We start from the raw sequence: 24,605 nt of genomic DNA, 5'->3' as shown, positions 1-24,605 counted from the left end.
CGAGATCGTCGAAAGATGTTGGTGTACCGACGGATTAGAACCTTGTTCCAAGAACAAGCGGCTCAGCTAGACGATCGAGATCGCCTGGCGCGGGCACTGCCGCACCGCCTCGCGAACCAGTTCCTCGTTCTCCGGGGTGACTTCCGGCTGCAGCACGGTCAGCATGTCGTCGTCGCCCAGCTCGAATATGTCTGGTGCGATGCCCATGCATACCGCATTGCTCTCACACAGGTCCCAGTCGACTTCGATTCTCATGGCAGCACCCTCACCGGTACGTTCTTCCAGCCCGCAACATTCTGCATGTGGACACGGTTGCAATTCTCCCAGTCCACCTCATAACGCGGCATGAAGTCGAGCAGTTTTTCCAGCGCGATGATGCTTTCCATGCGGGCCAGCGCCGCGCCCAGGCAGCTGTGGATCCCGTAGCCGAAGCTCAGGTTCAGCGCCTCGTGCCGGTTGCGGTCGATGTCGAACGCGTCGGGATTCGTCCAGGCGGCGGGATCCCGGTTGGCCGCGGCGTTGATCAGGAACACCGGCTTCATCGCCGGGATCGTAACGCCATGCAGCTCTACATCTTTCAGCGAGCAGCGCACCTGATACTGGGACGGCGCCTCGTAGCGCAACAGTTCCTCGACCGCGGCCGGGATCTTGCTGCGGTCGTCGAGCAGCTTCTGCCACTGCTCGGGGAAGCGCGCGAACACCACCGGCGCGTTGCCCAACAGCTTGGTCACGGTCTCGGCGCCGGCTCCGCCCAGCAGGGTTGCGAAGCCTGCTATCTCGATGTCGTCCAGCTTGGTCATCTGGCCGTCTTCGCGTTCGATCTCAGCGTTGATCAGCTTGGTGAACAGATCGTCGCGGGGCTCGGCGCGACGTTGTTGCAGGAGCTCGTAATACAGCATCCAGGTTTCGATGTTGGCCTGCATGCCGCGCTCGCCGACCTCGACCTGTCCTGGCTCGCGGTGCAGCGACTCGTCGATCAGGTGGCGCACCCGCTGGGCATGCTCTTCGGGCACCCCGAGCATGGTGGTGATCACCTCGACCGGGAAGGGCCCCGAGAAGTCCTGCACCACATCGAAATTGTCCGGATCGACCCGGCTGAGGTATTTGTCGATCTTCTCGCCGACCATTGCGCGCTGCGCCTCGATGGCGCGGGGCGTGAAGACCTTGTTGAGCAGGCTGCGCATGTGCCGGTGGTCGGGCGGGTCCATAAAGATGATCGACTTCTGCTCCGGCGGCTTGCCCGTCCGGACCATCGACAGGTCGATCCCGAAAGCGGAGGAGTAGGTCTGGAAGTTCTTCAGGCCGGCCGCCACGTCTTCATGACGGGTCAGCGCATAGAAGTCGTACTCCTCGCTGTAGTAGACCGGAGCCTCTTCCTGCATGCGCCGATACGTGTCCCAGGCACCGTTGAAGAAGTCCTCGGAGAACGGATCGAAGGTGACCTTCGATTTGGTCATGTAACGCTCCTTGCTGCTGAGCTGCGGGCTGACACCATTACAGCTGAACGCCTGACTGTAACGCTAACGGTAGCGGCTTCCGGGCCCGTCGAAAAGTGGCCGAAGGGCCCCAATTTGGATGCTGGCGGCTGCATCAACCGGCCGCCCGGCCAGGCGCCGCCGCACACTCGTCGACGAACCCGAAGACGCTGCGGTGGTAATCGGCGGCATTGAGTCCGAGGCTGAGGTTGTGTCCCGCGTCCGCGAACCGGTTGCTGATGAAAACGGGCGCTTGATCAAACATTTCGGCGATCTCGGCCAGGTTGTCGTCGTCGCCCCGGTACACGCCGTCGAACTCGCCGATCGTGAATCGCACCGGCACCCGCACCGCCGGCGCCAGTTCCGGAAAGTAACGGTGCGGCCAGTTCACCGCCACGTCCCGTTCGTAGGGCGGAGACGTCGAGGAATTGGTGACCCCGCGCAGAATGTCCGACGGGTACAACCGGATCGGCTCCCACAGCAGCTCACGGGTGCCGGGCGGACGCTCCTTGACCGCCGCTGCCTTCATGATCTCCTTGGCGGCGTCGTGGTAGCGCCTGCCGGTGCCGCCCAATTCCAGGCCCAGTAGTCCAGCGCCCCGGTTGTCGGCCGCCATCCGGGTCGCCAGCTCACACCCACCGGAATGGCCCAGCACGAACAATCCCGCCCCACGCGATCGCTCACCGAGAATGCGTTCGACGGCACCGTAGGCGAGATCGACGCGCTGCTCGGGGGTCTGCACCGCCTCCGGATACGGTGCTGAACTGCCGTGCCCCGGCCGGTCGAGCGCGATCACCGTGTAACCCAGCGCCGAACCCAGCCGCAGCAACGACAACTCAGGATGCCCCGGGCAGTCGAAGTAGACCGCGGTGGTGCCGCCGCCGTGGATCGCCACGATCACGGCCTTGGGCTCGTCGGCCTCGGCGATCACGCCCGATATGGGCACGCCGTCGACGATGACCACGCGCGGACGGGGAATCATGCGCCGCTCCTCCTCATCGCTTCGCTTTGCATCGTCGCTGGCGCGGACTCATGCGCCGCTCCTCCTCATCGCTTCGCTTTGCATCGTCGCTGGCGCGGACTCATGCGCCGCTCCTCCTCATCGCTTCGCTCTGCATCGTCGCCGGCGCGGGTGCTCATGCTTCTGTTCTCAACAAGATCACACCGCTGGGCGTCAAGCCGCCGCTGCTGACCACCCCGACCCGGGCGCCGGCGACCTGGCGGGCCCCGGCCTCGCCGCGGAGCTGCGTGACGGCCTCGTGGATCAGACCCATGCCATGGGTGCGGCCGTGCGAGAGCTGCCCACCGTGGGTGTTGAGCGGTATGACGCCGTCGCGGGCGATGTTCTTGCCGCCGTCCAGGAAATCCCGGGCCTCACCGATGCCGCAGAAGCCGAGGGCCTCGATCCAGGAAAGACAGTTCATGGTGAACCCGTCGTAGAGCTCGGCGACGTCGACGTCCTTGGGCGTTAGCGAGGTTCGCGTCCACAGATGCGCCGACTGGCCGAGTACCTGCGGTTCGTGGGTGAGCGTGCTCTGGTCCCAGTCGATGCGCTCGATGATCTGCGTGCCCACCGCCTCGACCAGGACGGGTGGCTTGGCCTGGTCACGGGCGGCGTCGACGGCCGAGACGACGACGGCAATGGCGCCGTCGCAGGGCACGTCGCAGTCGTAGAGGCCGAACGGGGTGGTGATGGGGCGGGCGTTGAGGTAATCGTCCATCGTCATCGGGTCGCGATAGACGGCGGTGGGGTTGAGTGCGGCGTTGGCGCGCTGGTTCAGCGCGATCCAGCCCAGGGTCTCTTTGGTGGTGCCGTAGCGATGAAAGTGGCGCTGCGCGTTGAGCGCCAGTGTGTGCGCGGCCGAGGTCGCACCGAACGGCCATTGCCAACTGGTGGTCCGCCCGCCGGACGGGACGATCTTGCCCTGCTTCATCAATTCGTTGAAGGTGGTTTCCCACAGCGTCCGGAAACACAGCACGTGCCGGGCCAGCCCGGCGGAGACGGCGAGCATGGCCGCAATCACCGACCCACCTGGGCCGAAGGTTTCCATGCCGCCGTTGTGCCAGGTCGGCCGGATGCCCAGGGTCGCTTCCAGCGCGGTGACCCCGCCTTCGCCGAAGCCGCCGAAATTGCCGCCTCCGGGGTAGGTCGAGAGCCCGTCGATGTCGTCGAAGTCGAGACCGGCGTCGGCGACCGCCGCCTCGCAGGCCTGCACGGTCAGCGACAGGGCGGGCACCATCTGCCGGCGGCCGATCGGTGACATGCCGATTCCGGTCAACGCGACCTTGTCTTCGAACTTCTCGGTGGTCAGCATCGGGCGGACGTGTTCGCCGAAGCGTTCGGGTGCGATCTCGTCTTCGGGCAGTGGGCCCGGCTCGGCATCCGGGACGGGACGAAACAGCGGCAGCCACACGTCCTCGATCTGTTCGAAAACCACTTCGACGGTTTGCCCGAGCTGCAGGTCGGCGGGATTTGAGTCGATAATGTTGGTGGTCAACCGAATTCGTGGATCTTCGACGATGGCGACCTGCGCGACGACATACGGCGCCGGCATGCCGGGCACGCTGAACCGGTGGTTCACCGTGAACCCGGCCAGTGTCGCCCGGCCCGAGACGTCGCGCACGCCGATGTCGCGGCCACGACAGTAGCGGCACACCGGTGCGGGCGGATGGATCAGCGACTGGCATCCCTGGCACTCCTGGAACCGCAAGACGCCGTCCGCGCCAGCCTTCCAGAAGAACTCGTTCTCGTCAGTGAGCTGGGGCAGCGGGCGTCCCGGTGCTGCTGACAGGCCGGTCAACGGACGAAGCCCCACTCCGCTTCGTTGTCTTCGGTCTTCACATGGGAGGCGGGATCGTCTTCGTCGTGCAGTTCGGGGTGCGGAATGCTCGGTTTGGGTTCGCCGATCTCGGTGATGGCGTGGACCGGGCAGTCCAGTATCGCCCGCATGACCTTGTCGGTGTCCTGGTCCGGCACACTGCCGTCGCCGGCCACGTTCGCGTAACCCCAGTCGTCCAGCGTGAAGTAGCCGGGTGCACGCTTGCCGCATAAACCGAAACCGTCGCAGATGGTGCGGTCCAAACGAATCTTCACGATTCCCCCATTACCTCGAAGGGGCGCTCGGCGCGGTAGGCGCCGCGGCTGCAGTCCGCGCACGTCCCGTCGAGATGGGTCGCCACCTCGTCAGGAAACTGGTCGAGCAGGGTAGCCGCGACGTTGCACGCAGCGTCCAGCGTTGCGCAGGCGCCGCGCCCCCGCAACACCACCGACCAGCGCCGCAGCCGGTCGACATCTTCTGCGGTGGCGGCGCCGTCGCGCAGGGCCCCTGCGGCAGCGGCCATGGCCGCGGTGCCGTTGAAACACGATCCGCACTGGTCGGCGTTTTCGCGGTCGAAGTACGCCGACACCGAGGCTGCGACGGCGACCGGGCACTCCTCGGTGATCAACGAGATTGCGCCACAGCCCAATCCGCTGCCGATGCCGCGAATCGTCTCGTGATCCAGCGTGGTGTCCAGCACCCTGCGATTGACCAGGCCGGCAAAGTAACCACCCATCAGGACGCCACGCAACGTGTTTGGTGAAACATTATGCTGGGCAAGCAGTTCGGTGAAGGGAAGCCCGTGTGGCAGCTCGTAGAGAACGGGTGGCTTGCCCCCGCCGGTGATGGTTGCCAGGAAGGTTCCCGGTGACCGCGTCGTGCCCTGCGAGCGGAAAACCTCCGAGCCGTGGCCGTGGATGTAGGCCAGGTTGGCCAGCGTCTCGACATTGCTCACGAGCGTCGGCAGTCCGCCTACCCCGGATTCGAAAGGGCGCGGCGGCTTGTCGGTTGGTTTGGCCGGTCCGCCGTTGATTGCTTGCGCGGCCGCGGTCTCCTCACCGGTCACATAACCCGGAGGCACCGAGAACACCTCGATGCTGACGTCGCGGGGCCCCAGTTCGCTCAACGCCGACTCGACACTGCGGGCCGAATCAGCCTCGGAGACCAGCACATAGGCGCGATCGGCGCCGACCAGCGTCGCCGCCAGCCGCAGTCCGTCGAGGATCAGGTGGGGCCGGTTTCGCAGCAACCAGCGATCTTTCGCCGAAGCCGGCTCTCCCTCTTCGCCGTTCGCAATCACGACCGATCCACCGGAACGCCCGTTGGTGCGCACCGTATGCAACTTCACCGCAAGCGGGAAGGCCGCACCACCCCGGCCCAGCAAACCGCTCGCGTCGACTTCGGCCAGCAGTTCCTCGGCGTCGCCGAGCAGTCGGTAGCCACCCCGCTCGCGGTACGCCGCAAGATTTTCGCGCTCTTCCGTCAGCAACCGGGGCGGGAAGCCAGGCCAGGCGACGGTGCTGATCGCGACGTCGGCGGTGGTCATCGCCCGGCTCCGGATAGGCTTGGCCGCATGCGGACTGCGGTGGTACGCGTCAACGTCGACCAGACCGGTGTGCTCACGCCGGCGCAGTTAGGTGAGGGCATGGCTACGCTCCTCGGTCTCACTCGTGAAATCGGTGCTGACCTCGTCGAAAACGACCTTGCCAGCAGGCCGCCCAGTCGGCGGGAGGTCGAATTGCTGATCGCCGGTGCGGACGTCGAGGCGACGAAATCCGCAGCAATAGATTTGTGCAGCAGGGCTTTCGGCACCCAGCCGGTGGCCGGCGTGGTCACCTTCATCAGCCGCGGGACTGACGACGACGCCCACGGGGTGCTGTCCGCGTTCGGCCTGTCCGGTGACATCGTGCGAGAGTCCGGTGACGACGGCTATGACGTCGTCTATGTCACGTTGCGCGAGGACGACCTCGATCGGGTGCCGGAAAGCCGGATTCATACCGCGCTCGAGGCCTCGCTGAACTGCGAGGTCCACATCCGCACGCGGTGAAAGCATCATGACCCCAGGAACTTCAGGATTGCCGGGGCGGCCTGCACCCAGGTGTCGAACATGTTGAAGTGGGTTACCCGGCCCGCCGCCCGGTCTTCGGATGCGCGTTCCCAGGCGTCTTCCGGCCACGGTGGGTCGATCAGCGTCGATCCTTTGATCAGGCAGCTCACTTCCAGCGAGGTGCGCTTCGGGTGATCCATGTCGTTCTCGCCGCCGCGGATTATCAACGTGGGAACCGTGATGCGGTCGAACATTTCGTCCTCGACGCCCGGAATCGTCTGGCCCGGCTTGGAAACGAACGCGTTGAGCCAACGCAGCATCACCTTGAGGAAATCGGCCGGGTCGAAGTCGAGGAACCGCTGCTTGTTGGCCGCGTTCTCCGCGATCCGGTCGCGCCACTCCGCCACCTTGATCACGCCGTCCATCCCCGTGCCCCGCACCGCGAGAATGCTGGGGACGATGTAGAAGGAGCCCAGCACGAACGTGCCGTAGATGCCGCCGACGATGTTCCACACCACCAGCTTGGTGACCAGCTCCGGATAGAGCATGGCGGTGAGCATGGAATCCCTTGCGCCGCCGGAACCTCCGGCCAGGATGCACTGCTGGAAACCCAGACCCGTCACCAGCTTGTGCAGGGTCTCGGCGCGCATGTGCGATTCGCTCTGGCCATAGAACTGCACATCGGAAGCCCCGCAGTTAGGCCGGTCCCACAGCAGCACGCGGTAGCCGCCGTCGACCAGTGCCTCGGCCAGCGGTCGCAGCCCCTCGATGTCCTTGCTGAACCGGCCGCCCGGCGTCAGGGCGATGAGATCCCCTGACTCCCCTAAGATCTCGTAGACGACGTTGCCGCGGTTGATCTCGAGCGACGACACGCCCGGCCTCGTCACGCCTGCACCAACACGTCGTTGCCTATCACCCGGACCGGGTAGGTGCGGATGCTCCACTCCGGCTTGACCGCGGTGGTACCCGTCGCCAGCTCGAAACCCCATTGATGCCAAGGGCAGTAGATGTATTCCAGGTCGCGCACCATCACGGCGTCACCCGCGGCCGTCTCGTCGACGACGGTGCGTCCCCGCGCCCGGCCCGAACACAGCGGACCGCCTTGGTGCGGGCAGTAATTGGCGATCGCGTAGAAGGTGCCGTGGACGTTGTACACGCCCACCCCATGGCGTCCGATCGGTACCAATTTATGTGTGCCCGGCGGAATTTCGTCCACCGTCGCGACGATGTGTTCGCGACCCTGAGCCAAGCGGGGTCGCGGCTTTTCCTCGAGCATTCAGAGCACCCGGACCTGACCCTCGAGGACCGGAACGGTCTCCGGAAGGTGATAGGTCGCAATGCCGTTCTTGTACATCACCGCGTCGCGGGCGCCCTTGGGCAGATGCTTGACCAGCCAGCGCGGATCGTCGAAGGTCCAGTGCGGGTAGTCCGAGGAGAACAGCAGGATCTTCTCGCACTCCATCCACTCCAGCATCCGGGTCAGCTCGGTCTTGTCCTCCGGATAGTCCAGTGGCTGGGTGGTGAACTTGATGTGGTCCTTGACGTAGTCCGACGGCTTGCGCTTGATGTCGACGCGCGACTTGCGGGCCTCGTAAATCGAGTCCATTCGCCACATCAGCGGGAGGATCCAGGTGAATGCGTGCTCGACGAACACGATGCGTAGCGTCGGGAACCGGTCGAACACGCCGTCGAAGATCAGACTCATTACCTGGTTGGCGGCCAGCAGCGAGTAAGTGACCATGAAATCGTGGTTGTAGCTGGGGAATCCGACCGGCGGTGTCGGCAGCATCTCGTAGTTGCTGCGGGACAGGTGACAGCTCACCGTAATGTCGTGCTTGGTGGCCGCTTCCCAGATCGGGGTGTACATCGGGTGGCCCCAGGACGGGCGCGGTTCGGCCTTGATCAGGATCTGCGCCATGTACGGGTGGCCCGCCCACTCCTCGATCTCGCGGGCGGCGCCGGCCGGGTCTTCGACGGCCGCGCAGATCGATCCGCGCCAGCGCTGATGCCAGTTGTTGTGGCTGTCCAGCCAGTGGTTGGCCTGCCAGTGGTTCAGCGCCGTCGAGTAGGCCTGATGGGCTTCGGGCAGCCGTGGCGTACGCCCGCCCGGTTCCAGGATCGCGATGTCCGAGCCCGCCTCCATGATCAGCTGACGAAACGCCATGTCAGGGTCGCTGCCCGGAAACTCGCCGTCAGGCGGGAACGTGTCGACCCGCATGGCGAAGGAGTGCGCGTAGTCCGGTGCGTCGTAGTAGATCAGCTCGCCGACCTTGTGGTCGAGGAAGAACTTGCTGCGCCACGGCTCGGGGATGTACTGGGTGATCTCACCGCGTTTAGGCACGGGGTGGACGTCCGAGTCGACGCACCGAACGGCGATGCGCTCGGCGGCGGGAACCCTCTCGTGCATGTGAGTCAGCGACATTGCATACTCCTTGCCATCCCTGGCCTTCTCGAAGACGTACTCACTTCTACTGTGCGCCCGAGCCGACGGCGATGTCTATGCCGTAAAGGCCGGCCGCATTTCTCCAGCACAACTTCTCGCGCTGCTCCGACGAAAGTGCCTGGGGCAGCTTGGTGACGTCGCCGCACTGCCAGTGCGGATAACTGGACCCGAACATCACCATGTCGTCCTTGCCGGTGAAACGCAGCCACTCACCGGCGAAATCGGCGTCCCCGGGACCGTCCATCGCACCCTGCACGAAGTACACATGGCCGGGTAGATAGTCGCTCGGTATCCGCGGAGCCCACGGCGTCTGCTCCAGGTGCGGGCGGCCGAAGGTGTCCATTCGCCAGATGAACGGCGTCACGAAATCTCCGGCGCCGTCCGCCCAGACGAATTTCAGCCCCGGAAAGCGCTCGAACACTCCCTCGGCGATCATGTTCATCAGGTGATACAGATAGTTCAGCGCCATGAAGCTGACGTACTGCTCGTAGGTGCGGGTGTGCCCGGATGGAGTCGGCGGGAATCCGATGCCCTCGCCGGACTCGATATGCACCGCTACCGGGAGATTCGCGTCCGCAGCGGCTTCCCACAACGGCCAGAACTGCGGCTTGCCGTAGACCTCGCGCGACTGCAGCGGAACGCCGATCTGCACGACGCGCGGATGGCCGCGCCACTTCTCGAGTTCGCGCACCGCGCCGGTGATGTCGTCGGGGTTGACCCGGATGGTGCCGCGGAACCGTTCGCCGAATTCGGCGTGCTCGAGCCAGCGCGACACCATCATCTCGTTGTGGGCGGCATGCAGCGCGGTGCCCAGGTGACGGTCCGGCATGATGCCGCGCCCCATCGGGTGCAGGATCGCCACGTCCACCCCGCGATTCGAAAACAACTCGTTGGCAACGAAATCCGGGTCCGACCCGGGATAGCGGCGGCCACGCTCGGGTCCCTCGGTGTTGGGTGCGTATTCACTGCCGGGCGCGCCGTACCAATCCATCTCGTAGTCGGGGAAGCCGCGGCTCTTGAACGGCTCACGCAGGAAGCTGCGCAGGTCCTGATTGGTCGGGAAGAAGATGTGCACGCTGGCGTCGATGACCGGCGTACGCGTCCCGTCAGCGTTTTCGATCATTGCAGACCATCCTCCCGCCGCGGTTGCATCTTTCCTGGTAGCGGCGCGTTTACTGCCCTAAGTGCGAGCATTGTTCTTGAATCCGGATAATAACATTCTCCACTTAAAATGTAACTCAGGGCGTTACCAGCGCCGACACCGCCGCTGACCGGGCTGTCCAGGGCGACGATGTCGCGTGGTGCGAGCAGGTCGTGGATCTGGGTTGCCGTCAGGCTGCCGACGGTGGACAGATCGACGTAGCGCTTGACCCGGGAGCCTTCGCCGACCTCGGTCGCCACCTCGAGGCAGACGGCAGGGGTGGGCAGGCTCGCCAGCACGGTTTCGGCGCGATCCGCCACGTCCCGCGGTGATGCCGCGGCCGGCGCCCCCAGTTGTGCGAGTGCCTCGCCGCGGGTGTCGAAAGCGACGACGTCATGGCCCGCCTCGGCGAGGCGACGCGCCATCGCCAGCCCCATGTTGCCCAGGCCGATGAAGGCGATTGTCACGCGCTAACTCTCGTCCAGTTCGGCGAAAATCTCACCGGCGGTGCGGAAGCTGTCGACCGCGGCCGGCACGCCGGCGTAGACGGCGACCTGCAGAAAGACCTCGCGGATCTCTTCGCGCGTGACACCGTTGGTCAGTGCGGCCCTGAGGTGGGTGCGCAGCTCGTGCGGCCTGTTCAGTACCGATGTCATCGCCAGATTGAGCATGCTGCGGGTCTTGCGCGTCAGGCCGTCGCGACCCCACACCGCGCCCCAGCAGTACTCGGTGACCAGGTCCTGCAACGGCCCGGTGAAGTCGTCGGCTTGCGCGATCGCCTTGTCGACGTATTCCTTGCCCAGGACTTCGGAGCGGATCTGCCGCCCCCGCTGGTATGTTTCGCTGTCCAATGACGTGCTCCTTTGCTACGCGGGTAGCCAGGAGTCTAAGCGTCTGACGGATCAAGTTGCGGTAGAACGAGATTGAGCGGAAGGCTCAGTGACACGCCCAGTTGACGACCCAGCCGCCGCCGAGATTGGCGATGGCGCGCTGTTCGGCCGCCTGTCGGGAAAGGCCGACGCCGCCGTGGTAGGTATCGCCGTCGTGGGCGACCGCGCCGCACTTGGTGAAGCTGGCCACCACGGCGCACGTGTCAACACCGCAGCGCTGCAACGCCAGTCGCTCCGCCATCGACTTGTTCTTCTGGCGCGCTGCTTTACCCGATGAGCCGTCACTGCCGTAGGCAATGGCGCCGTAGAAGGTGTGGTACGGCGGCAAGTTTCCGGGGTGGGTGCGGGCGTCGGCAGCATGAATAGGCACAACCATCGCGACGGCCGCCAGCAGACTGGCGAGCACAAGTGCGACGCGACGCCGTTGTCGTGTCGTCATTGCGTTGACCCTTTCCTTCACGTCCGGCAACGACCCCTCCATGATACCGGCGTCCGGCCGTGCGCCGACACGAGTCAAAGTGAATTCTTAAGCAAGGCAATGGTTTCGAGGTCTTCGAGCGCCGCGACCGCGCGCTGCAGTCCCGCGAGGGCGATGTTTTCGGCCTGCATCCCGCCCATGCCGGCGGTGATCAGCGCCGCCACGTACGCATACATCGCCGCCTGCCGGTAGCGCAGCCAGAGTTCGTCGCCGTCAAGTTGTGGGCCGCCCGCCGCGGCCAGGGCGCGGCAATAGTCGTCGAGCAGTTCGCGTTGGGCCGAGCGGCGGTCCTGTGGTGTCAGGCTGGTGACGAGTGTGTACGCGAGCTCGCGGGAGGGGTGTCCGCGGCGCACCGCCTGCCAGTCCAGCAGCCCCGGTTTGCCGTCGCGGAAGTAGACGTTGCCCGGATGGGCGTCACCGTGCATGACGGTGTGCGGAGGCGTGTCGATCAGTGCCGCGACCGCGCGGTAGTTCTCGGTGATGAAGCGGCCCTGCTCGACCGGGATGTCGGTGCGCCCGGCGAGTCGCTTGATCGACGTTTTCATCAGCGCGCCGGTCAACATCGACGTCGTGTCGCCCGAAGGGGTGTAGAGCCAGCCCAACGGCGCCGCCCCGTCAGCGGGAAGGCCCCAGAATGTGGCGTGCAACCTGGCCAGTAGCCCGACGATCAGGCCGGCCTGGTCGACAGACAGCGGGTGCAGGGTGTCGGGGAACTGGCAATCGGCGGCCGGAAGGTCTTCCAGCACCAGCAGGTACCGGCCGGTCCAGCCGTCGAAAGCGGCGCCGTAGGCCTTCGGCAGCCCGGTGAGTTCCGGCGCGAGCTGACGGTAGAAACGAACCTCCGTGTGACCGAGCCGGCCGAGTTCGCCCATGAGCCGGGTGGCGGCGGTTTGGGCCGTCAGCTTGACGAATACCGTCTGCGGCACTCCAACCCCGGTGAGCGCCAGCCGTGCCCTCGAGGATGTACCTGCGTCGGCGTCCAGCACGCTCACGGAGTTGACGTCGATACCCATGACGGCGGACAGAACGGTTTCGCTGAGTCCGGCGACACTTCGCGGCAGGCCGGCACGCCTTCCGACGAGTGCGTCGGCGGCGACCCGGCCGACCCCACGGCCCAGGTGCGTGGCCAGGCCGACAGCGGAGCGGGCCTGTCGGAGTGCGATTTTCATATCGATACCGTTCTCTCGTCGTCGCCCGCGCGACGCTGCGGTACACTGCGCACACTTTACAGATTGGGCCAAGAATGTCACGCTCCGTTTCGGAGGAGGGAGTCCGATGACGGCCGTAAGCGATGACGTCTGGGAGGTGATGTCGACCGCGCGCACCATCCGGCGGTTCACCGATCAGTCGGTGGATGACGCCACCTTGACCCGCTGCCTGGACGCGGCCAGATGGGCGCCCTCCGGCGCCAACGCCCAGGGCTGGCGATTCGTCGTGCTGCGCTCGCCCGAGTTGCGGGCGGTGGTGGCCAAGGCCGCGGTGCAGGCGTTGTCAGTGATCGAGCCCGTCTACGGCATGAGCCGCCCAGCTCCTGACGACGACAGCCGCCAGGCTCGCAATAACCGGGCCACCTACGAATTGCACGATCGAGCAGGGGAATTCACGTCCGTCCTGTTCGCGCAGATTCACTACCCGACGGCGTCCGAACTGTTGTTGGGCGGGTCGATCTTTCCTGCCATGCAGAACTTCCTGCTGGCCGCACGGGCTCAGGGTCTCGGGGCGTGCATGACCAGTTGGGCATCCTATGGCGGCGAAAAACTGTTACGGGAAGCCGTTGGGGTGCCGGACAACTGGATGCTGGCCGGCCACATTGTCGTCGGCTGGCCCAAGGGCCGGCATGGACCGGTGCGCCGGCGCCCGCTCGCTCACGCGGTCAACCTCGACCACTGGGACGAACCCTTCCCGGTCTGAAATGCAGGCCCGCGGCGCGAGCGTGCGCTGCGGCACAGCGACACGCCGGTGCTGATGACATCAAGCGCACGCTCGGCGACGAGCCTGATGTGCCTTAACCGATTGACTGCGCGGCAAACCATCGCGCGGCCTTGGCAATCGACTCCTCGACAGGCTCGGGCTTCCAGCCGAGTTCGCGCTCGGCCTTGCCGTGGTCCAGCGGCGACATCAGGTCCGCCATGCGCGCACCGACGTACGCCATGGGCAGGTCGCGGTGCAACACTCGCGCGGCGAGGTCGTTGACGCGGGAAGCCGCATACATGACGCCCATCGGAATCGGGACGCGTGGTGGCCGCCGGCCGACGGCGCGAGCCGCTGTCGCGTGCACATCTCTGGTGCTCATGTACCGGTCGGAGATGATGTAGCGTTGCCCGACAAGGCCTTTGTCGGCGGCGAGAAGCATTGCCCGCGCCGCATCTTCGATACCGACAACCTCGGATGAGAAGCCCATGTAGAACGGGAACCGGCCGGCGGCGACCTGAGCGATGAGCGCGCCGTGCGGAGTCGGGGCCCAGTCGCGCGGCCCGTAGGTGGTCGAGATGCACAGCGCCACGGCCGGCAAGCCCTGCTCGCGTATATACCGCAGCACCAGATCCTCAGCGGCAACCCGGGACGCGATGTAGGGGCCGCCGTCGTCCCAGTTGTGGGGATCCTCTTCGGTGACCGGCCGACGGTCGCTGATCGCCAATGTGCCAGTGCTGCTGGTGAAGACGAACTTGCGCAGATCGGCCTGCACCGCCGCGTCCAGGACGTGTCGCAATCCCTCGACGTTGGTGCGGAACAGGGGAGCGGGGTCGCGCAGCCACATCCGGGCATCGACCACGCAGTAGTAGACCACGTCGCAGCCCGCCATCGCACCCCGCAGCGCGGCGTCGTCAAAGACGTCGCCGTAGCAGCGTTCGACCTCGAGGTCATCGAAACCCTTGGTAGAGCTGGTTTTCCGCACCATGACCCGCACGTCCTCGTTCGCATGCACGAGTTGACGGGTGACGTGGGAGCCCAGGAAACCGCTGGCCCCGATGACAAGTTTCTTCACACCACCTCCGACGTGGCCAGCATGTCGGATCCGTACTTGCCGCTCATAAACGTCCACGGGTCGGCGTAACGACCGCGGCGTTCCAGGCGTCGCTGCAATGCGAGCAAGCCGAGCATCACCGGACGGATCACCGGACTAACCACCTGCAGCAGCAGGCGCCGATGACCCATCGACTCGCCCACCCACTTGACGGTGTCCGACCAGTCGTGTTGCTGATAGTCAAGCAGCGCTTGGGATTTCCTGGTGTCGAACCAGCCAGTGAAGGCCCAGCCGCGGTCATCGTCGGGATCACCGGGCAGGCCGGCCGCCGGACCGAGACGGCCGATACCGAGGGCCGCCATCACGTCGTCCTGCATAGCACTCATCGTGGAGAGGTTGGTGTCGTTGCCGGCGATCACGAGCACCTTGCCGGCGACCGCGTCCCGACGATCCACCGCATTGGCGAAGGCCAGGGCCACATCCCGGGCATCTGTCGCATGCATGCGGTTGTCCGTCGGCGTGGCCCGCACGAGCACCAGGGAGTCACCGTCAAATGTGGCCGCGCCGTCGGGCGAGATGACCGCGGCAAGTCGGAGCAGCGTGTAGGGCAGTCCGCTACTGGCGATCACCCGCTCGGCCAGCACCTTGTCTTCGCCGTACTGGTCGATCGGATTCACCGGCGTCTCGCCGGTGATGAGCTCCGGCTGCCGATGAGGGTTGCGAGACCCGTAAACCGCTGCGCTGGAGGCGAACACGAACAGAGGTGGATCGACGAGGGTCTGTGCGGCGGTGACCAGATGGCGGGTGGCGGCTACGTTGACGGTGCGGGCTAGCCCTGGGTTTCGGTAGGACGCCGGTGAGACGATCGCGGCCAAATGCACGATCGCGGTGGGCCGGTGCCGAGTCACCACCGCGTCGACCGCTTGGGAATCGGTCAGGTCGACGAATTCCGGGATGAGGGTTCCCGGCTGCGCGGCGGCGCCCAGCACCCTCGCTGCCGCAGTTGATGTGTCGTTGTCCAGATCCACGGCGACGACGGTGTGGCCCCGGCTCAACAGAATCTCGGCGCACCGCTTGCCGACCTGCCCGAAGGCGCCGGTGATCAGCGTGGTGGGGCTCATTTGCCCAGCCTGCGCGCCAGTGCGGCCCCGGCGTTGCGCAGCCGAGGTGAAATGCGCACGGAGATAACGGGGTTGAACACGTCCTCGCGTAACCGGGTGAGCGTCGAGGACTTGATCAACCAGCGCCCGTCAATCTTCTCGTAGGTTTCGTGGTAGTGCCCACGCCCGATGAGATTGAGGCCCGGGCCCAGCCGAACCACATCCTCGAGTGCCCATACCCCCGTCGCTGCCGTGTCCGATGTCAGCTCGATCTCCGGTGCGTGCACCTGATGCGCGGTGGGTTGAGACGGCTTGCCCAGCGTGCCGCGGACGAAGGCGACGAATTCGTCGGCCCCGTTGATCAGCTTGCCGCCCGACGATGACGTGTCGCTGATGAAGTCGTCGGTGAACAGTTGCCGCCAGTCCTCCCATCGTTTGGTGTCCAGGTAGCGGCAGTAGCGGGCCTTGAGCTGCTTGATCGCCTCGATCTCCCAGAGCGCGGCTGCGGTGTCCGGCATGACGGCCCTCCGTAGTTCGTAGGCAGATTTCGAGATTACTACTTCCATCAAAGAGAATGTTATTCTCGCTAGGTAATCGTGACGGGAGGCGGCCCGGATGCTCTTGGAGTTTGATGCCGATCAGCGGCTGTGGCAGGACACGGTGCGCGACGTCGTCACCAAACAATGTCCTCCGTCGCTGGTACGGGGCGTGGCCGAGAACGGTGCCGACACCGAACCGCTGTGGAAGCTCTATCGCAAACTGGGCTGGACCGAACTGAACGATCCAGCCAGCGCGGTGGAATTGGCGATCGTGCTCGAAGAACTCGGTCATGCCACGGACCCCACTCCTTTTCTGGCGACCATGAGCCAGTTCGCTCCGCTGGCAGGCGAGCGGTTCGACCCCAACCAGTCCGGCACCGCCGTTTACGGCGGGGTCTCGGCGCGCCGCAGCGCCGACGGCTGGGTGCTGGACGGCACCGCCCGTCATGTTCTCGACGGTGACCGGGCGGAGCGCCTCGCGGTGGTTACCGAAGCGGGGGCGTTCCTCACCGACGCCGGTCAGGTGACGGCTCGTCGCGAATCGGTGTTCGACCCGGTGCTGCACGTGGCCGACCTGTCGTTCCATGACGTAAGGGTGCCCGACAGCGACCGGGTGAACGTGGACCGCGAACGCGCGCACCACATTGCCCTGACCGGCATGGCCCTCACCATGGTCGGCGCCTGCCAGCGCATCCTGGATCTGGTGCTCGAGCACGTCCGCAGCAGGCACCAGTTCGGTGTGCCCATCGGTTCGTTCCAGGCCGTGCAGCACAAGGCCGCCGACATGCACGTCGCGGTGCAACGAGCCAGGGCGCTGGCCTATTTCGCGGCGCTGACCATCTCCGCCGACGATCCGCGCCGCCGGCTTGCGGCGGCGATGGCCAAGGCATCGGCGGGGGAGTGTCAGTCGCTGGTGTTCCGCCACGGGTTGCAGCTGCACGGGGCCATGGGATTTACCTGGGAGAACGATCTGCAGTTCGCGCTCAAGCGGGCGAAGGCGGGTGAGCTGATGCTGGGTGGTGCCGCCGAACACCGGGCGCGAATCGCCGAGGAATATCGTGCAGCTGACTTTTGACAGTGACGTAGAGGAATTCCGTGCGGAATTCGCGGCTTTCCTGGACGAAAACCTGCCCGCCGCAAGCGAAACGGTCGAGCGGCCCCGTTCGGTGTCACACATGCCGAGCTGGGCGCGCCGGTGGCAGCGGCTGTTGTTCGACAACGGCTGGCTGCTGCCCACACAACCTCCTGAATTCGGTGGGCGCAATGCCACCGTGTTGCAGCAGTACGTCTACCTCGAGGAGCTGTGCCGCCGCCGGATTTACCACAGCCTCAATCCGCAGGGCGTGAATATCGTTGCGGCATCGTTGATCTCGTTCGGCAGCGAGGAACAGAAGCATCGGTGGGCGGTACCCATTCTGCGTGCGGAGATCACGGCGTCGCTGGGCATGAGCGAGCCGAGCGCCGGATCCGATCTGGCGTCACTGCGTACCCGGGCGGTGCGGGACGGCGATCACTTCGTCGTCAGCGGACAGAAGGTGTGGACCTCCGGCGCCCACGACGCTGATGTGCTGCTGACCTTCGTCCGGACCGATCCCGACGCGCCAAAACACAAGGGCATCAGCGCATTGCTGATCCCCACCGACACCGAGGGTGTGGTGCGCCGGCCGTTCGCGTCGATCTGTGCCGATGACGACCTGGACTTCAACGAGGTGTTCTTCACCGACGCCAAGGTGCCGGCGGAGAACTTGGTCGGTGAGCTCAACCAGGGCTGGCGGGTGGCCAACGGTTCGCTGGGCCACGAACGCACCATGATGTGGCTCGGCTTCGCCGACCGCATGGACAACATGCTCGCCGACTTCCACCCCGCCGGTGAACTCGATCGTGACCGGTATGCCACCACCATCATGGACAAGCAGGCCTTGCGCCTGCTGGGTTCGGTGGCGCTGGCGAGCGCGTCCCGCGGCGAGGACGACACCTCGGCGATCTCCGTGCTGAAACTGCTCGGCTCCGAAGCGGAATTACGGATCAGTGAACACGCGCTCGAGTCCGCGGGCGGTGACGGGCTGGTACACCCGGGGCTGACCGGGCCGTATGCGCCGATGAACCTCGACCACTACTTCGCGAGCTGGTTCGAGCGTTATGCGCGAAGCTTCTCCGGCACCATCGCCGGGGGCACGTCTGAAATTCAGCGCAACATCATCGCCCAGCGCGTCCTCGGCCTCCCGCGGGGCTGAGTTTCCCCGCGAGCAGACGCAAACGCCCCTCATTTCGGCACGAAATGGGGGCGTTTGCGTCTGCTCGCGCTACTGGATCTCCGCCGCTTCCTTGCGTTCGGTGATGGGACGGGCGAGCTCCTGCTCGTCGCAAATGCGTTGCAGCTTCTCCAGCGTTTCACCCAGACCGGCTCCGACGCGAGGACCGGGCGTGAAAGTAGCGGGCAGCTTGCGCATGCCCTGGATGACGCCGATCGTCTCGTAGTGCACCGTGCCGTCGGGGTCGCAGCGGTAATCCGGCATCCGGTCGAGTACCGCGTTCAGCATCGACTTGAACACCGTGCGCGCCACGTTCGAGCCGATGCAGCGGTGTACGCCAATGCCGAAGCTGAAGTGCCGGTTGCCCTTACGGTCCAGGACCACCTCGTCGGGGTCTTGGAACACCGCCGGGTCGCGGTTGGCCATGGCCCACGAGATCCAGAGTCGCTCACCCTCTTTGAACTGCGTGCCGTCGAGTTCGGTGTCGTCGGAGAAGGTGCGGCCGTCACCGGGTGCCGGCGTGAAATAGCGCAAGAATTCCTCGGTCGCCGGGTCCAGCAGGCTGTCGCGCTCACGCCGCAGCCGCTCGCGCTGATCGGGATTGTCCGAAAGCCACTCCAATGAATGCGCCGTCAGTGCCGTGGTGGTGTCGAAGCCGCCGCCGATGACCAGGCCGAGATTGCCGAGGATCTCGAGATCGGGCGCCGGCTCACCGTCGATCCTCATCTGCAGCAGGGCGTTCACCAGACCGGGTCGGGGATTCTCCCGGATTTCGATCATGTTGTTGACCATGTCCAGGCCCATCTGCCGGTGCATCTCGGTGACGCGCTCGATGTCCGGAGAATGTTCCGGCGTGTACACCGCGGCGTGGACGGGTTCGCTATAGAGATTCCACTTCGTCAGCGGAATGCCCAGCATCGCCAGAGTCAGCACGGCCGGAACGACATTGGCCAGGTCGTCGACGAAGTCGATCTGACCGCTTTCGATTTTCTCGTCGAGACAAGCGCGGGTCACGTCGTCGATGAAAGGTTCCCAGCGCTTCACCGCGGCCGGCGACAGGTACGGATTGAGGACCGAGCGATAGATGCGGTGCTCGGGGTCATCCATTTCCAGGATGCCGCCCCGAACCATGCTGACCCGGCGGGCGGTCGGAATCGAAATGCCCTTGTAGCCGCGGCGTTCGCCACGAATGTCGTGGTCGTTGGAGACGGCGGGGCACCGGGCCAGCTCGAACACCTCGTGGCTGCCCGCCGCGACCCAGTGCCCACCGTAGGTGTCGGTCCAGGCCATCGGGCAGCTGGCATGCATTTCCTCGGTGATGGCCTTGAACTGCGAGCGGTATTCGGCAGAGTGGCGATCGAAGTGGTAGCGGTTCTTCTTCCGGTCGTCAGCCACGACATCGTCGACGCTCAAAGCGTTGTCTCCCTTGGTGTTCAATCGCGCAGGATGATGGCTTGCTCGGGGCAGGATTGCGCGGCCTCGCGGACCAGATCGACCTGATCGTCCGGCACCACCTCGCTGACCGCCGACGAACTGCCGTCAATGTCACTCAGCCGGAAGGAATCCGGAGCGATCATCGCGCACAAGGTGTGCCCCTGGCAGCGCTCCGGATCAACCCAGACCTTCACTGGGACCTCCCTCGCTCAGGTGTTCCGACCGCCGTTGACCCCCAATATCTGACCGGTGATGTAACCGGCTTCATCGGAAGACAGGAAGGCACATGCCGCGGCGATGTCCTCAGGCTTGCCGATGCGACGCACCGGGGTGCGGGCGATGTTCTGTTCGACGTCTCCCAAGAACCCCTGACTCTCGGCGTTGCGCAGCATCGGGGTGTCGATGAAGCCGGGAGGTACGGCGTTGACGGTGATGCCGTCGGGCCCGTACTCGAGTGCCAACGACTTGGTCAGTCCGTTCACCGCGGACTTGGCAGCCACGTAGTGCGACATGTAAGCAACCCCGGAGTGCGTGCTCGACGAGGAAATGTTCACGATCCGCCCCCAGCCCGCGTCCAGCATGTCGGGCAGCACCGCTTGGATCATGTGGAACACCCCGTGCAGGTTGACGTCGATCACCCGCTGCCAATCCTCGAAGGTGATGTTGGTGAAGCGCTTGAAACCGTCCAGTCCGGCCGCGTTGACCAGAATCGTCACCGGTCCCAAGCGCTCGCGAATCGCCGATAGCGCGGCGTCGACCTGCGAGCGGTCGGTGACGTCGGCGGTGTAGCAGAGGTCGTCATCGGACGGCTTGAGATCGATGGTGGCGACGTTGCGGCCATCCGCCCGGAGTCGTTTAGCGACGGCCAGTCCGATGCCGGAACCGCCACCGGTAACCACCGCAGTTCTCATCGCCGCCAGCTCCGCTGGACAGCGCCGTCGATCTCACCCACAAAGAATCTCCCTTACAATTATGAGAATCGTACTCTCAGCCCGAATGGCCTCGCAAGCGAGCCCAGAAAATGCCTCCAGCCTGCGGCGAGCCGCGAGAACCAGGAGTCGCTGAGCGGTCGCTCAGCCCCTGACCTGGGCTATCAGGGGCGAGAACTTCCTTGTCTTCTCACCTCTCGAATGTAAGATTCGCCAGAGATGAGAATGAAATTATCGTGACGACCACCACATCGAGCGCGGGGAGTTCCATGTCAGTGCAGGACACGGCGGAGGCCGACGTCGGTGAACAACCGGCCGTGGGCGGCGCTGAGTCCGGCATCGAGGCCGACCGCCGGCTTCTGATCGACGGTCGGCTTGTGGCCACCGGGAACACGTTTCCCACCGTCAATCCCGCCACCGGCGACGTGCTGGGATATGCGCCCGACGCCGGCGTCGAGGAGGCCGAACAGGCCATCGCCGCGGCGCGGCGCGCCTTCGACACCACCACCTGGTCCACCGACGTCGAGTTCCGGATCCGCTGCCTCGATCAGCTGCACCAGGCGCTGCTCGACCATGCCGAGGAATTGCGTGAGCTGACCATCGCCGAGGTCGGCGCCACTCGCGCGCTGACCCACGGCGCCCAGCTCGACGAGCCGATCGGCATCGTCCGGTTCTATGCCGATCTGTTGCGCACCTATGAGTTCTCCGAAGACCTCGGCGAAAAAGAGTCGCGCGGCATGCGCCACCACCGCTGGGTGGAGAAGGAAGCCGCGGGAGTGGTCGCCGCGATCATCGCCTACAACTATCCGAATCAGCTCGCGCTGGCTAAGCTGCCCCCCGCGCTCGCCGCCGGCTGCACCGTCGTACTCAAGGGCGCACCGGACACCCCGCTGATCACCCTGGCGCTGGGCGAGCTGATCGCCAACCACACCGACATCCCGCCCGGCGTCGTCAACGTGCTCAGCTCCTCCGATCCCGCTGTGGGCGAGGCGCTAACCACCAGTCCCGACATCGACGTGGTGACCTTCACCGGATCCACGGCGGTCGGACGCAAGATCATGGCCGCCGCCAGCGGCACCGTCAAGCGCGTCTTCCTGGAGTTGGGTGGCAAGTCCGCGGTGATCATGCTCGACGACGCCGACTTCACCGGCGCGGCCATGTTCGCCGCATTCAGCATGGTCACCCACGCCGGCCAGGGGTGCGCACTCACCTCCCGCCTGTTGGTGCCGAAGAAGCACCACGACGAGATCGTCGAGCTCATCGCGCAGAACTTCGCCAAGGTCCGCCACGGCGACCCGGCCGATCCGAAAACCTATATGGGACCGCTGATCAACGAGCGTCAGCGCGACAAGGTCGACGGCATGGTCCAGCGGGCCCTCACCGCGGGCGCCACGCTGGTTTCCGGAGGCAAGCGGCTGGATCCCGGCTTCTTCTACGCACCGACCTTGCTCACCAACGTTGACCCGGACAGCGAGATCGCGCAGGACGAGGTTTTCGGACCGGTGCTGGTGGTGATCGGGTTCGACGATGACGACGACGCGGTGCGTATCGCCAACAACTCGATCTACGGTTTGGCCGGCGCGGTCTTCAGTCGCGACCAGGACCGTGCCCTGTCGGTGGCGCGCCGCATCCGTGCCGGCTCCTTTTCCGTCAACGGCGGCAACTACTTCGGCGCGGACAGTCCGTTCGGCGGCTTCAAGCAATCCGGCGTCGGCCGGGAGATGGGCGTGGCCGGGCTGGAGGAGTTCTTGGAGGGCAAGACGTTCGCAGTGCCGGTCATGGGAGGCAAGGCGTGAAACCGCTCGAAGGAATCCGGGTGCTGGAAGTCGCCATGTACGGGTTCGTCCCGTCGGCGGGTGCGGTGCTGCGCGAATGGGGCGCCGACGTCATCAAGGTCGAGCATGCGGTGACCGGCGACCCGCAGCGTGGTCTGCGCCAGACCGGCATGTTGCGCGTCGAAGGCGACCCCAACCCGAATATCGAGCACGCCAACCGTGGCAAGCGCAGCATCGGCCTGGACATGTCCGTTCCACAGGGCAAGGAGGTGCTCTACGAACTCGCCCGCCGTGCCGACGTTTTCCTGACCAGCTTCCTGCCCGACCATCGGCAGAAGTTCGGCATCGACGTCGAGCACATCAGGGCGGTGAATCCGACCATCGTGTATGCGCGCGGCAGCGCGCTCGGGCCCCGCGGCAATGAAGCGACCAAGGGTGGCTACGACATGACGGCCTTCTGGTGCCGAGCCGGAACCGCGGCCACCATCACCCCGATGGGCTACGAGGGCATGATCAACCCGCCCGGGCCGGCGTACGGCGACACCATTTCCGGCACCAACCTCGCCGGCGGCATCGCCGCGGCCCTGCTCAAACGCGAACGCACCGGGGAACCGTCGGTCGTCGACGTGTCGTTGCTCGGCAGCGGGCTCTGGGCACTGGGGCACACGGTGGCGTTGACCAAGCACCTGGGTCAGCTGATGCAGGCGCCGCCGCCCGGCATCCACGGTTCACCCGTCAACCCGCTGGTGGGCGTGTATCCCACCTCCGACGGCCGCTACATCTCCCTGGTGATGATGCAGCCCGGCAAGTTCTGGGCCGACGTGTGCCGGCACATCGACCGCGCCGACCTGATCGACGACCCCCGATTCGCCAACGGCGAGACCATCGCCGCGAATACGGCGGATGCGGTGGAGATCTTGACCAAAGTCTTCGCAACCCGCAGTCTTTCCGAGTGGAGCGAACGCTTTGCGACGCTCGCAGGACCATGGGCGCCGGTGCAGGACACCCTGCAAGCGGCCGACGACGCGCAGATCCGGGCGAACGAATACGTGGTGCGCGCAGGCGAACTCGAACTGGTCGCCAACCCGGTCCAGTTCGACGTCGCCGCGCCGCAGACCGGCCCGGCTCCCGGCTTCGCCGAACAAACCGACGAGATCCTGCTGGAACTCGGCCTGGACTGGGATCGCATCATCGAACTCAAGACCGCGGGCGCGGTCACGTAGGCATGGGGTGGCGACGGTGTCCGGGCAGATAACGGTTGTGCGATTTCGGTTCCCACGGGACGCGGCATGAGTCATAATCGCCGAACGCTTCCAGGGTTGGCGCGTGGGCAGTTGACCAGGCCTGGAGACGGCAGCTCACGCAATCGAATGGAGAGACCCGGCGTGAGGTTGGTAGCGCGTGTTGAGGGCCTGGGGACGTCGCAGTCACGGCCGATGATGACGCTCGCCGCCCGGATCATGTTCGCGCACAATATGATCCGGAGAGGATCTCAGACCTATGGCGAATAAGGGAGCGGAGCGCTGGACCCCGGGCATCGTGTTGGGTCGTGGTTCCAAACCCATGGAAGCCGTCGGCGCGCTGTTCGCGATGTCGGCCGATGCCATCAAGTTCGCGTTCCGCCGGCCCGTCCAATGGCGCGAGTTTTTGGAGCAGTCGTGGTTCGTCGCCCGCGTTGCCCTCGCACCAACCTTGTTGGTGGCCATCCCGTTCACCGTTCTGGTCAGCTTCACGCTCAACATCCTGCTGCGTGAGCTCGGCGCCGCCGACCTCTCCGGGGCGGGTGCTGCGTTCGGCGCCGTGACGCAGGTCGGGCCGTTGGTGACGGTGTTGATCGTAGCCGGCGCCGGAGCCACGGCTATGTGCGCGGACCTGGGATCGCGAACCATCCGTGAAGAGATCGACGCGATGGAAGTCTTGGGTATCAACCCGATTCAGCGGTTGGTCACCCCCCGCATGCTGGCTTCCGGCCTGGTGGCACTGCTGCTGAACAGCCTGGTCGTCATTATCGGCATCCTGGGCGGCTACATCTTCTCGGTGTTCGTCCAAGACGTGAACCCCGGTGCCTTCGCCGCGGGCATCACCCTGTTGACCGGCGTACCCGAGGTGATCATTTCCTGTGTCAAGGCAGCGCTTTTCGGCCTGATCGCCGGCCTGGTGGCGTGCTACCGGGGCCTGACGATCACCGGCGGCGGGGCCAAGGCGGTCGGCAACGCCGTCAACGAGACGGTGGTCTACGCGTTCATGTCGCTGTTCGTAGTCAATGTGGTTGTCACCGCGATCGGTATCCGAATGTCGGCGAAATAAGCATCCGGGGG

General features: G+C 65.4%; 26 protein-coding genes and 1 pseudogene. 7 read left to right on the top strand and 20 right to left on the bottom strand.

Annotated elements, in window-relative coordinates; all coding sequences use genetic code 11:
* Positions 1–66: 66 nt before the first annotated feature.
* From AWC08_RS16440 to AWC08_RS16415, 6 genes are all read right to left on the bottom strand, one after another.
* Positions 67–255, bottom strand: coding sequence for a ferredoxin (locus AWC08_RS16440; RefSeq protein ID WP_065134947.1), 189 nt, complete (start codon positions 253–255; stop codon positions 67–69).
* Positions 252–1,457, bottom strand: a complete 1,206-nt coding sequence (locus tag AWC08_RS16435; protein WP_069432839.1) for a cytochrome P450 — start codon at positions 1,455–1,457, stop codon at positions 252–254. The genes AWC08_RS16440 and AWC08_RS16435 overlap by 4 nt, the downstream gene beginning before the upstream one ends.
* A 133-nt stretch (positions 1,458–1,590) precedes the next feature.
* Positions 1,591–2,457: an alpha/beta fold hydrolase gene (locus AWC08_RS16430; protein WP_065134945.1), complete on the bottom strand. Its 867-nt coding sequence runs from the start codon at positions 2,455–2,457 to the stop codon at positions 1,591–1,593.
* A 154-nt stretch (positions 2,458–2,611) separates the two neighbouring features.
* Positions 2,612–4,267, bottom strand: coding sequence for a thiolase C-terminal domain-containing protein (locus AWC08_RS16425; RefSeq protein ID WP_065134959.1), 1,656 nt, complete (start codon positions 4,265–4,267; stop codon positions 2,612–2,614).
* Between the two features lie 5 nt (positions 4,268–4,272).
* A complete protein-coding gene (locus tag AWC08_RS16420) occupies positions 4,273–4,569 on the bottom strand; it encodes a ferredoxin (RefSeq protein WP_065134944.1) in 297 nt (98 codons plus the stop codon).
* Positions 4,566–5,840 (bottom strand): NADH-ubiquinone oxidoreductase-F iron-sulfur binding region domain-containing protein, encoded by a 1,275-nt coding sequence (locus AWC08_RS16415; protein WP_069432840.1) that lies wholly within the window; start codon positions 5,838–5,840, stop codon positions 4,566–4,568. Before AWC08_RS16415 ends, AWC08_RS16420 begins: the two co-directional genes overlap by 4 nt.
* A 27-nt stretch (positions 5,841–5,867) precedes the next feature.
* Here AWC08_RS16415 and AWC08_RS16410 point away from each other — a divergent pair, with 27 nt between their 5' ends.
* Complete coding sequence (locus AWC08_RS16410) at positions 5,868–6,341, top strand: hypothetical protein (RefSeq protein ID WP_065134942.1); 474 nt, start codon at positions 5,868–5,870, stop codon at positions 6,339–6,341.
* 5 nt (positions 6,342–6,346) lie between these two features.
* Here the strand turns inward: AWC08_RS16410 and AWC08_RS16405 are convergent, their stop codons facing one another.
* The 8 genes and pseudogenes from AWC08_RS16405 to AWC08_RS16370 form a co-directional block, all read right to left on the bottom strand.
* A complete protein-coding gene (locus tag AWC08_RS16405; protein WP_065134941.1) occupies positions 6,347–7,213 on the bottom strand; it encodes an alpha/beta fold hydrolase in 867 nt (288 codons plus the stop codon).
* A gap of 11 nt (positions 7,214–7,224) precedes the next feature.
* Complete coding sequence (locus tag AWC08_RS16400) at positions 7,225–7,617, bottom strand: Rieske (2Fe-2S) protein (protein ID WP_065134940.1); 393 nt, start codon at positions 7,615–7,617, stop codon at positions 7,225–7,227.
* The gene (locus tag AWC08_RS16395) at positions 7,618–8,763 is read right to left on the bottom strand and encodes an amidohydrolase family protein (protein ID WP_065134939.1); all 1,146 of its coding nucleotides are present in this window, start codon (positions 8,761–8,763) and stop codon (positions 7,618–7,620) included.
* 46 nt (positions 8,764–8,809) lie between these two features.
* Positions 8,810–9,907 carry an amidohydrolase family protein gene (locus AWC08_RS16390; protein ID WP_065134938.1) on the bottom strand — a complete coding sequence of 366 codons (1,098 nt, stop codon included), beginning with the start codon at positions 9,905–9,907 and terminating at the stop codon, positions 8,810–8,812.
* Between the two features lie 98 nt (positions 9,908–10,005).
* Positions 10,006–10,392 (bottom strand): annotated as a pseudogene (locus tag AWC08_RS16385) (NAD(P)-binding domain-containing protein); the annotation flags it as partial.
* 3 nt (positions 10,393–10,395) lie between these two features.
* A complete protein-coding gene (locus AWC08_RS16380; protein WP_065134936.1) occupies positions 10,396–10,776 on the bottom strand; it encodes a carboxymuconolactone decarboxylase family protein in 381 nt (126 codons plus the stop codon).
* A gap of 85 nt (positions 10,777–10,861) precedes the next feature.
* Positions 10,862–11,254: a DUF4189 domain-containing protein gene (locus AWC08_RS16375; RefSeq protein WP_065134958.1), complete on the bottom strand. Its 393-nt coding sequence runs from the start codon at positions 11,252–11,254 to the stop codon at positions 10,862–10,864.
* A gap of 74 nt (positions 11,255–11,328) precedes the next feature.
* Entirely contained in the window at positions 11,329–12,462 is a 1,134-nt protein-coding gene (locus tag AWC08_RS16370) for a phosphotransferase (protein ID WP_065134935.1), read from the bottom strand.
* 106 nt (positions 12,463–12,568) lie between these two features.
* Between AWC08_RS16370 and AWC08_RS16365 the strand changes: the two genes are divergently transcribed.
* A complete protein-coding gene (locus AWC08_RS16365; RefSeq protein ID WP_065134934.1) occupies positions 12,569–13,204 on the top strand; it encodes a nitroreductase family protein in 636 nt (211 codons plus the stop codon).
* 94 nt (positions 13,205–13,298) lie between these two features.
* Here AWC08_RS16365 and AWC08_RS16360 read toward each other — a convergent pair whose 3' ends face one another.
* Genes AWC08_RS16360 through AWC08_RS16350 form a run of 3 tightly spaced genes read right to left on the bottom strand, consistent with a single transcriptional unit; the run spans position 13,299 to position 15,876 of the window.
* Entirely contained in the window at positions 13,299–14,279 is a 981-nt protein-coding gene (locus AWC08_RS16360) for an NAD-dependent epimerase/dehydratase family protein (RefSeq protein ID WP_065134933.1), read from the bottom strand.
* Complete coding sequence (locus tag AWC08_RS16355; RefSeq protein WP_065134932.1) at positions 14,276–15,379, bottom strand: NAD-dependent epimerase/dehydratase family protein; 1,104 nt, start codon at positions 15,377–15,379, stop codon at positions 14,276–14,278. Before AWC08_RS16355 ends, AWC08_RS16360 begins: the two co-directional genes overlap by 4 nt.
* Positions 15,376–15,876 (bottom strand): nuclear transport factor 2 family protein, encoded by a 501-nt coding sequence (locus tag AWC08_RS16350; RefSeq protein ID WP_065134931.1) that lies wholly within the window; start codon positions 15,874–15,876, stop codon positions 15,376–15,378. Before AWC08_RS16350 ends, AWC08_RS16355 begins: the two co-directional genes overlap by 4 nt.
* Positions 15,877–15,973: 97 nt before the next feature.
* Between AWC08_RS16350 and AWC08_RS16345 the strand changes: the two genes are divergently transcribed.
* Both AWC08_RS16345 and AWC08_RS16340 read left to right on the top strand, forming a co-directional pair.
* Positions 15,974–16,972 carry an acyl-CoA dehydrogenase family protein gene (locus AWC08_RS16345; RefSeq protein WP_065134930.1) on the top strand — a complete coding sequence of 333 codons (999 nt, stop codon included), beginning with the start codon at positions 15,974–15,976 and terminating at the stop codon, positions 16,970–16,972.
* Complete coding sequence (locus AWC08_RS16340) at positions 16,956–18,131, top strand: acyl-CoA dehydrogenase family protein (RefSeq protein ID WP_069432841.1); 1,176 nt, start codon at positions 16,956–16,958, stop codon at positions 18,129–18,131. Before AWC08_RS16345 ends, AWC08_RS16340 begins: the two co-directional genes overlap by 17 nt.
* 69 nt (positions 18,132–18,200) lie before the next feature.
* Here AWC08_RS16340 and AWC08_RS16335 read toward each other — a convergent pair whose 3' ends face one another.
* From AWC08_RS16335 to AWC08_RS16325, 3 genes are read right to left on the bottom strand one after another with little or no spacing between them, the layout of a single operon-like run.
* Positions 18,201–19,562, bottom strand: coding sequence for a cytochrome P450 (locus AWC08_RS16335; RefSeq protein ID WP_065134957.1), 1,362 nt, complete (start codon positions 19,560–19,562; stop codon positions 18,201–18,203).
* Between the two features lie 20 nt (positions 19,563–19,582).
* Entirely contained in the window at positions 19,583–19,777 is a 195-nt protein-coding gene (locus AWC08_RS16330) for a ferredoxin (protein ID WP_065134928.1), read from the bottom strand.
* A 15-nt stretch (positions 19,778–19,792) separates the two neighbouring features.
* Positions 19,793–20,494, bottom strand: a complete 702-nt coding sequence (locus tag AWC08_RS16325; protein WP_065134927.1) for an SDR family NAD(P)-dependent oxidoreductase — start codon at positions 20,492–20,494, stop codon at positions 19,793–19,795.
* A gap of 287 nt (positions 20,495–20,781) precedes the next feature.
* On the opposite strand from AWC08_RS16325, the gene AWC08_RS16320 reads away from it, so the two are divergent.
* The 3 genes from AWC08_RS16320 (at position 20,782) to AWC08_RS16310 (ending at position 24,594) form a co-directional block, all read left to right on the top strand.
* Positions 20,782–22,308, top strand: coding sequence for an aldehyde dehydrogenase family protein (locus AWC08_RS16320; protein ID WP_069432842.1), 1,527 nt, complete (start codon positions 20,782–20,784; stop codon positions 22,306–22,308).
* On the top strand, positions 22,305–23,510 hold the full coding sequence (locus tag AWC08_RS16315; RefSeq protein WP_065134925.1) for a CaiB/BaiF CoA transferase family protein: 1,206 nt from the start codon (positions 22,305–22,307) through the stop codon (positions 23,508–23,510). Before AWC08_RS16320 ends, AWC08_RS16315 begins: the two co-directional genes overlap by 4 nt.
* 277 nt (positions 23,511–23,787) lie before the next feature.
* Complete coding sequence (locus tag AWC08_RS16310; protein WP_065134924.1) at positions 23,788–24,594, top strand: MlaE family ABC transporter permease; 807 nt, start codon at positions 23,788–23,790, stop codon at positions 24,592–24,594.
* The last annotated feature ends 11 nt before the right edge of the window (positions 24,595–24,605 follow it).

The organism is Mycobacterium gordonae, from assembly GCF_002101675.1.
GTDB lineage: Bacteria > Actinomycetota > Actinomycetes > Mycobacteriales > Mycobacteriaceae > Mycobacterium > Mycobacterium gordonae.
This window is presented reverse-complemented; position numbering and strand designations above follow the sequence as displayed.

Excerpts from the sequence above, each read along its gene's own strand:
- AWC08_RS16440 (WP_065134947.1), bottom strand. The coding sequence starts at position 255 with ATGAGAATCGAAGTCGACTGGGACCTGTGTGAGAGCAATGCGGTATGC.
- AWC08_RS16435 (WP_069432839.1), bottom strand. The coding sequence starts at position 1,457 with ATGACCAAATCGAAGGTCACCTTCGATCCGTTCTCCGAGGACTTCTTC.
- AWC08_RS16430 (WP_065134945.1), bottom strand. The coding sequence starts at position 2,457 with ATGATTCCCCGTCCGCGCGTGGTCATCGTCGACGGCGTGCCCATATCG.
- AWC08_RS16415 (WP_069432840.1), bottom strand. The coding sequence starts at position 5,840 with ATGACCACCGCCGACGTCGCGATCAGCACCGTCGCCTGGCCTGGCTTC.
- AWC08_RS16410 (WP_065134942.1), top strand. The coding sequence starts at position 5,868 with ATGCGGACTGCGGTGGTACGCGTCAACGTCGACCAGACCGGTGTGCTC.
- AWC08_RS16400 (WP_065134940.1), bottom strand. The coding sequence starts at position 7,617 with ATGCTCGAGGAAAAGCCGCGACCCCGCTTGGCTCAGGGTCGCGAACAC.
- AWC08_RS16395 (WP_065134939.1), bottom strand. The coding sequence starts at position 8,763 with ATGTCGCTGACTCACATGCACGAGAGGGTTCCCGCCGCCGAGCGCATC.
- AWC08_RS16390 (WP_065134938.1), bottom strand. The coding sequence starts at position 9,907 with ATGATCGAAAACGCTGACGGGACGCGTACGCCGGTCATCGACGCCAGC.
- AWC08_RS16375 (WP_065134958.1), bottom strand. The coding sequence starts at position 11,254 with ATGACGACACGACAACGGCGTCGCGTCGCACTTGTGCTCGCCAGTCTG.
- AWC08_RS16370 (WP_065134935.1), bottom strand. The coding sequence starts at position 12,462 with ATGAAAATCGCACTCCGACAGGCCCGCTCCGCTGTCGGCCTGGCCACG.
- AWC08_RS16365 (WP_065134934.1), top strand. The coding sequence starts at position 12,569 with ATGACGGCCGTAAGCGATGACGTCTGGGAGGTGATGTCGACCGCGCGC.
- AWC08_RS16355 (WP_065134932.1), bottom strand. The coding sequence starts at position 15,379 with ATGAGCCCCACCACGCTGATCACCGGCGCCTTCGGGCAGGTCGGCAAG.
- AWC08_RS16350 (WP_065134931.1), bottom strand. The coding sequence starts at position 15,876 with ATGCCGGACACCGCAGCCGCGCTCTGGGAGATCGAGGCGATCAAGCAG.
- AWC08_RS16345 (WP_065134930.1), top strand. The coding sequence starts at position 15,974 with ATGCTCTTGGAGTTTGATGCCGATCAGCGGCTGTGGCAGGACACGGTG.
- AWC08_RS16325 (WP_065134927.1), bottom strand. The coding sequence starts at position 20,494 with ATGAGAACTGCGGTGGTTACCGGTGGCGGTTCCGGCATCGGACTGGCC.
- AWC08_RS16320 (WP_069432842.1), top strand. The coding sequence starts at position 20,782 with ATGTCAGTGCAGGACACGGCGGAGGCCGACGTCGGTGAACAACCGGCC.
- AWC08_RS16310 (WP_065134924.1), top strand. The coding sequence starts at position 23,788 with ATGGCGAATAAGGGAGCGGAGCGCTGGACCCCGGGCATCGTGTTGGGT.